At 65.6% G+C, this 6,462-nt stretch carries 5 protein-coding genes; 4 read left to right on the top strand and 1 reads right to left on the bottom strand.

Annotated features, from left to right (window positions below; genetic code table 11):
* Positions 1–185: 185 nt before the first annotated feature.
* The gene (locus H074_RS30255; protein WP_007033885.1) at positions 186–632 is read right to left on the bottom strand and encodes an Lrp/AsnC family transcriptional regulator; all 447 of its coding nucleotides are present in this window, start codon (positions 630–632) and stop codon (positions 186–188) included.
* A gap of 107 nt (positions 633–739) precedes the next feature.
* Here H074_RS30255 and H074_RS30250 point away from each other — a divergent pair, with 107 nt between their 5' ends.
* The 4 genes from H074_RS30250 to H074_RS30235 all read left to right on the top strand — a co-directional run bounded on the left by H074_RS30250 (position 740) and on the right by H074_RS30235 (position 6,337).
* Positions 740–1,192: a rhodanese-like domain-containing protein gene (locus tag H074_RS30250; RefSeq protein ID WP_007033884.1), complete on the top strand. Its 453-nt coding sequence runs from the start codon at positions 740–742 to the stop codon at positions 1,190–1,192.
* An 85-nt stretch (positions 1,193–1,277) separates the two neighbouring features.
* Positions 1,278–2,033, top strand: coding sequence for a type 1 glutamine amidotransferase (locus H074_RS30245; protein WP_007033883.1), 756 nt, complete (start codon positions 1,278–1,280; stop codon positions 2,031–2,033).
* 93 nt (positions 2,034–2,126) lie between these two features.
* On the top strand, positions 2,127–3,257 hold the full coding sequence (locus H074_RS30240; protein ID WP_039923690.1) for an inorganic phosphate transporter: 1,131 nt from the start codon (positions 2,127–2,129) through the stop codon (positions 3,255–3,257).
* A 107-nt stretch (positions 3,258–3,364) separates the two neighbouring features.
* Positions 3,365–6,337 (top strand): bifunctional [glutamine synthetase] adenylyltransferase/[glutamine synthetase]-adenylyl-L-tyrosine phosphorylase, encoded by a 2,973-nt coding sequence (locus H074_RS30235; RefSeq protein WP_007033881.1) that lies wholly within the window; start codon positions 3,365–3,367, stop codon positions 6,335–6,337.
* The last annotated feature ends 125 nt before the right edge of the window (positions 6,338–6,462 follow it).

The raw sequence follows: 6,462 nt of genomic DNA, 5'->3' as shown, positions 1-6,462 counted from the left end.
TAAGCCTGACAGCGCCGATGGTACTGCAACCGAAGGGTTGTGGGAGAGTAGGACACCGCCGGACTAAAATTAATGGGTCTGGGACCTGGTAGAGAACCGAGAGTTCTCCCAGGTCCCAGACCCTTTTTTCATGTCTGCCCTCGCCAAGTGGTAGCAAAGGTCCCTTGCTCTCCCCACGGCGTTGCTCAGCAGCTCTGTCGCCTGACCGCACGTCGGCGCACAGGCGACGAGAAGACCAGCGAAGTTGTCGTCTCCCCATAGCGCTGCATCCGCTCTACGAGTTCCTCCAACTCCGCGGTGTTCCGGCAGGCGACCCGCACCAACCAGCACTCGTCACCTGTGACGTGGTCGGCGTCGAGTACCTGGGGCAACGCAAGGATGGTTTCGCGGAAGCGAACCGTATCCAGGCTCCGCACTTTCGCCCGGACCAACGCCTCGATCGGTAGCCCGAGCTTCGTCAGGTCGACGCTGGCCGCGTACCCGGTGATGACCCCCTTCTCCTCCAGCCGACGAACCCGTTCTGTCACCGCGGGCGCGGACAGCGACACCCGCCGGCCGAGCTCCGAGAAGGTCAGCCGGCCGTCGGACTGGAGCAGTTCGAGTAGCTGCCAGTCGAGATCATCGAGGTTCACAGAACTCCAGGTCGATTGTCAGGCACGCCAGGAATTTCCAGGCTAACCGCCGGCAAGGCTTGGATTCTCCGATGTTGTCGATGATCACCGGTCAGCAGGATTGAGGCATGACGACCGAACCCCGCGTACTGACGTTTCCGGCCTTGGACAGCGCGACCGCGGCCGCGTACCTACGCACCGAACTCGCTCTCGAGGTCGACCCGGATGATCTGGTCCGAGATCTCACCTCTGGTGCTCGGCAGGGGTACGTGATTGTCGAGACCCGAGCTCCCGAAGCTTTTGCGTCGGCTCGCATCCCCGGCGCGATCAATCTCCCGTACCGGGACATGACGCCAGAGTCGGTCAGCGGGCTGGACCGCGAACTCGTCTACGTCTGCTACTGCGAGAGCATCCACTGCAACGCCGCGACCAAGGGAGCCATGAAACTCGCGGAGCTTGGCTTCAAGGTCAAGCGCCTGTCCGGTGGCATCACCGCCTGGCAAGCAGCCGGCTATCCCGTTGACCGGGACGCCTTGGCGCCCGCGCTCACCTTCGCACCCACCCCACGCTGCGCCTGCTGACTCAGGGAAGCAGGGGACCTTTGCTGCCGCCGCCCCGAGTGATAGCAAAGGTCCCCTGCTCTCCCGGCGGTCGTAGGCTGGGGAGGTGACCGCTCCCAAGATGCTCGTCATCCAGCCAGATGAATCAGACCCGATCGGCCCCCTCGGCGATTGGCTCACCGAGGCGGGCGCCGAGCTGGACATCCGGTTGCTGCCCGATCGGACACTCCCCGCCGATCTTGACGGATACACGGGCGTCGTGTGCCTTGGCGGCGGGATGAGCGCCAACGACGACGACGCCCACCCGTGGCTCGCGGACGTGCGGAAGCTTCTTTCGAAGGCTGCGGGCGCGCGGATCCCGACGCTCGCGATCTGTCTCGGCGGCCAGCTCCTGGCGGTAGCGTTGGGTGGCAGCGTCGGCACAGGCGATCAAGGGCCTGAGGTCGGCCCGGGGCTCGTGTCCAAGAAGGACGCTGCGTGGACCGACCCGCTCTTCGCGGACCTGCCGCTCATGCAGGATGTCCTGCAGTTCCACAACGACGCGATCACCCGCCTGCCCGCAGGCGCCGAGCTCCTCGCCTCCTCGCCGCGGTATGCCTACCAGGCCTTCCGATTCGACCGTTGTGCCTACGGTGTCCAGTTCCATATCGAGACGACGCCGGATGTCGTCCTCGACTGGGCAAGGCAGTCGCCGGAAATGGCGGAACTCACCCGGCCGGACGTACTGACCCCGGAAAACCTCGCTCGGGTGCATGCCGATATCACCGAAACCTGGCGACCGTTCGCCCATCGCTTCGTCCGACTGGTGTCCGGTGACCTCGCCCCGGCTGCGGACCGTCAACGTACATTGCCGATGGCTTAACGGTCTATGTCTCAAATACGTATGGGTTGTTAACGCTCGGGTCTTGCTGTCAGGTACCTTGCGAAGGGAGTTTCGAAGGGTTCGGAGGTCGGGGTGGAGCCCTCAGTGTTGGTCGTGCTCGTCGTTGTCACGGCCCTAATTTTCGATTTCACGAACGGGTTCCACGACACGGCCAACTCGATGGCGACGTCGATCGCCACCGGGGCGTTGCGTCCCAAAGTCGCGGTGACGATCTCCGCGGTCCTCAACCTGGTCGGAGCCTTCCTGTCGGTCGAGGTGGCCAAGACCATCTCGAATGGACTGGTCGACGACACCAAGATCGGGCCGGCGATCGTGTTCGGCGGCTTGGTCGGGGCGATCGTGTGGAATCTGATCACCTGGTTCGTCGGACTACCGTCGAGCTCGTCCCACGCGCTGTTCGGCGGACTGATCGGCGCCACGTGGGTGTCGGCCGGAACGGACTCCGTCCATTTCGGAAAGATCGTCGAGAAGGTGCTGGTTCCAGCGGCGCTGTCGCCGGTCTTGGCCGGTCTTGTCGCGATGATCGTGACGTACTTCGTCTACCGGATCTTCGTCCGCCGCGGCCGCACCGCCGGCTTCCGAGTCGGCCAGATCATCTCGGCTTCGCTGGTCTCACTCGCCCACGGTACGAACGACGCGCAGAAGACCATGGGCGTCATCACACTGACGATGATCACCGCCGGAGCCCTCCCCGCCGGGGCCGGGCCGCCGCTCTGGGTCATAGTCAGTGCGGCGCTGGCGCTGGCGCTCGGCACATACCTGGGTGGCTGGCGAATCACTTTCACGCTGGGCAAAGGCCTGACGGACATCGATGGCCCGCAGGGCTTCGCCGCGCAGACCAGTTCGGCGGCGGTCATTCTCGCCTCGACGAACTTCGGCTTTCCACTTTCGACGACCCACGTCTGCTCTGGAGGGATCGTCGGCTCCGGCGTGGGCAGGCATGAGGCACCGGTTCGCTGGCGCACAGCCGGCCGCATGGTGGTCGCCTGGATGTTCACACTTCCGGCAGCTGCCATTGTCGGTGCCGCGGCCGGGCTCGTGACCTCGACAGGCACAGTGGGCACGATCGCCGTCGGCGTCGCGGGCCTGGCGATCGGCATCGGGGTCTACCTCCTTTCACGACGGAGCCCCGTCAACGCCGGCAGCTTCACCAGTCCCACCCCGACTGTTCCTGAACAGGAAGTCGGCAGGATCGCCGCCTAGCGGAGCAAGGGACCTTTGCTATCGCCTTGCTCGGCGATAGCAAAGGTCCCTTGCTCCCTTGCGCGTCCGCCTGGTCGCGGACGGAAGGGCGACTACGGTGGAAGCCGATGGTTGAGCGCTCCAGGCCGACCGCTTCCGTGGCGAGATACGGCTTCACCGACCCCCGTGCCGACGGGCAGCTGCGTGCTGCCGGTTGGTGGACCGAATCCGGCCCGGACGAATCCGCAGCCGACGTGTTGTCAGCACTTTCCCGTGCGGCGGATCCCGATCTCGCCCTGAGCGGCCTGGACCGGATCAGGGAAGCCGACCCTGCCGCCTGGAATGAGCTCGACCAAGCGCTCCGTGCCAACCGCACTTTCCGCGGCCGGATGCTCGGTGTCTTGGGCACTTCGAGTGCGCTCGCGGACTTCCTGGTCGCGAACACCGACTGCTGGAAGACTCTCCAAGGCGAGAAGAGCACTGCTCCGGATCAGTATGTGGGTAATCTCCTCCGCCATTTACGACCGGACGGAGAACTGCTCACAGGTCTTGAGTCGGAGCAGGCTCTGCGCGCCGGGTATCGCGAGCTGCTCCTCGGAATCGCGGCGGCCGACCTCGGGCATCTAGTCGAACCCGGCCTCCGCCAGCCACCCTATGCCGAGATCGGGGCTCAGCTCACCACGCTGGCTGAGGCCGCGCTGACGGTGGGGCTTCTGGTCGCGGAGTCAGAGGTAGGTGCCGGTGTCGAAGGCCGCCTGGCCGTGATCGCGATGGGCAAATGCGGTGGTCGAGAGCTGAATTATGTGAGCGACGTGGACGTCATCTTCGTCGGCGATGGAGATCTTTCGGTCTCCACACGGCTGGCCAGCACAATGATGCGGGTGGTCGGCAAGGCTTGTTTCGAGGTCGATGCGGCCTTGCGTCCGGAGGGCAAGGCGGGCGTCTTGGTCCGGACCCTCGACGGACATGCCGCCTACTATCAGAAGTGGGCCAAGACCTGGGAGTTCCAGGCCTTGCTCAAAGCACGGCCGGTCGCAGGCGATGCGGAGCTCGGGCGGCAGTACGCGGAGATGGTCGCACCGAAGGTGTGGGCGGCGGCCGATCGGGAGAATTTCGTTCCCGAGGTGCAGAAGATGCGGCGCCGCGTCGAAGGCCATGTGCCGTCCGCACACGCTGAACGGGAGCTAAAGCTGGGACGCGGAGGACTTCGTGACGTCGAGTTCGCCGTGCAGCTGCTGCAACTGGTCCACGGCCGGATCGACGCGGAGCTGCGTTCTCCGTCCACGATGGACGCACTCGCCGCCCTCGGGGACGGTGGGTACGTCGGCCGGAAGGACGCCGCGGAGCTCGCATCGTCATACGAGTTCCTCCGGACCATCGAGCATCGGCTTCAGCTTCGCCGACTACGGCGTACGCACCTGTTCCCTGCCACTTCGGACGTCAGCGAGCTGCGAACGATCGCGAGGGCGAGCGGTGTGCGGCCCGCTCGGGGCAGAAGCGAAGGGGACGTCTTGCTGGCGGAGTTCCGCCGCCACCTGCAGAGCATTCGACGTCTTCACGAGAAACTCTTCTACCGGCCCCTGCTGCAATCGGTCGCGAACGTGCCGACCGAAGCGCTACGGCTGACCACGAAACAGGCAGAGAGCCGTCTCGCCGCGCTCGGCTACGCCGCGCCGGACGGGGCCCTCCATCACATCAAGGCACTGACCGCGGGAATGTCCCGTCGGGCGGCCATCCAGCAGGCGCTGCTGCCGGTTTTGCTGGACCTTCTCGCAGATACCCCAGACCCTGACCGCGGACTGCTGTCGTACCGGAAGGTCTCGGAAGCGCTCGAAGAAACGCCTTGGTACCTCAGGGTTCTCCGGGACGAGGGTGCCGTCGTCGAGCGGCTCGCGTTTTTGTTGGGCACGTCGCGGTTGGTGCCCGACCTGTTGGCGAGAGCGCCGGAAGTCCTGCAGCTGCTCGGTGATCCTGCGCGGCTGACGGGGCGCACACCGGCAGAAGTGGCCACCTCGCTGCTAGCCGCGGTGCGGCGGCAGCCAGGTTTGAACGCCGCGGTCGCGGCCGCGAGATCGCTCCGACGGCACGAGATGCTGCGGATCGCATCGGCAGACTTACTAGGGTTACTTGACGTTCCAGCGGTCTACGAGGCGTTGTCGAGCGTGTGGGTCGCCGTTCTTCAAGGTGCCTTGGCGGCTGCTTTTCGCCAGCGTCAGGCTGAGCTTGGCCAGACCCCCGCGAAGATCGCCGTCATCGGTATGGGGCGCCTAGGCGGGGCCGAACTCGGCTATGGATCCGACGCGGACGTCCTCTTCGTTTGCGATCCCGCCGAGGGCGTGTCGGACTCGGAGGCAGTGAAGTTCGCTTCCTCCGTCGCCGAGACGGTGCGCAAGATTCTCGGTGCCCCCAGTCCCGACCCCGCGCTGGTCGTCGACGCCGATCTCCGTCCGGAGGGGCGGAGTGGCCCGTTGGTGCGAACCCTGGAGTCCTACCGAAGCTACTACGGGCGGTGGGCGGAGGTCTGGGAATCGCAGGCCCTGCTCCGAGCCCGGTTCATCGCCGGTGACGATGATCTCGGTGCCCGGTTCATCGAGATGATCGACCCCCTTCGCTACCCGCAGGCAGGCCTCGACGCGGTTCGGGTGCGGGAAATCAGACGGATCAAGGCGCGCGTGGAGACGGAGCGGATGCCCAAGGGCGCCGACCCGACACGGCACACGAAACTCGGGCGCGGGGGGCTCGCAGACGTGGAGTGGACTGTGCAGCTCATGCAACTGCGCCATGGGCATGAGGTCGAAGGACTTCGGACCACCTCGACGATCGAGGCGCTGAAGGCCGCGGCGGATGCGGGGCTCGCCGAGCCCGCCGAGATCGAATCCTTGACCGAGGCCTGGTTGCTGGCGACGCGTGTCCGTAATGCCGGGATGCTGGTCAGAGGTAAGGCCGTTGACGAGATCCCCAGCTCCGGTCGAGACCTCGCCGCGGTCGCGCGAGTGCTCGGCTACTCGGCTGACGACGATCCAGGCGAGTTCCTCGACGCCTACCGACGGACGACGCGACGTGCCCATGCGGTCGTGGAGACCCTCTTCTACCAGGGCTGACCGCACTGACCTGCGGTAAGTGAGCAAGGGACCTTTGCTATCGCTTGCCCCGGTGTGGACGAGACGACAGCAAAGGTCCCTTGCTCACACTCGGCGTCGTGGACGGTGAGCGGCGCTTACAGTGG

This window comes from Amycolatopsis decaplanina DSM 44594, assembly GCF_000342005.1.
Classification (GTDB): domain Bacteria; phylum Actinomycetota; class Actinomycetes; order Mycobacteriales; family Pseudonocardiaceae; genus Amycolatopsis; species Amycolatopsis decaplanina.
This window is presented reverse-complemented; position numbering and strand designations above follow the sequence as displayed.

What these genes read in the sequence shown, in the direction of transcription:
- H074_RS30250 (WP_007033884.1), top strand. Translation starts at nt 740, where the DNA reads ATGACGACCGAACCCCGCGTACTGACGTTTCCGGCCTTGGACAGCGCG.
- H074_RS30235 (WP_007033881.1), top strand. Translation starts at nt 3,365, where the DNA reads ATGGTTGAGCGCTCCAGGCCGACCGCTTCCGTGGCGAGATACGGCTTC.